Genomic DNA, 363 nt, shown 5'->3' with positions numbered 1-363 from the left:
TTGATGGTCTTGTCATAACTAGCAGAAGCTAACTGTTGTCCATTTGGGCTGTAGGCGATGCTAATGACCCCATCGCTATGACCAGCAAGGGATTTGAGGAGTTGACCACTGCTGACATCCCAGATTTTGATGGTCTTGTCATAACTAGCAGAAGCTAACTGTTGTCCATTTGGGCTGTAGGCGACGCTAATGACCCCATCGCTATGACCAGTAAGGGATTTGAGGAGTTGACCACTGCTGACATCCCAGATTTTGATGGTCTTGTCATAACTAGCAGAAGCTAACTGTTGTCCATTTGGGCTGTAAGCGACGCTAATGACCCCATCGCTATGACCAGTCAAGGGATTTGAGGAGTTGACCACT

Annotated in this window: 1 protein-coding gene; it reads right to left on the bottom strand. The window is 47.4% G+C overall.

The features are described from left to right. A partial coding sequence (locus RRG12_RS36760) for a WD40 repeat domain-containing protein (protein WP_420762621.1) occupies positions 1-363 on the bottom strand: 363 nt, incomplete at both ends.

This window comes from Nostoc sp. CALU 546, assembly GCF_048836525.1.
The sequence above is the reverse complement of the archived record's forward strand: the minus strand, read 5'-3'. Positions and strand labels throughout refer to the sequence as shown.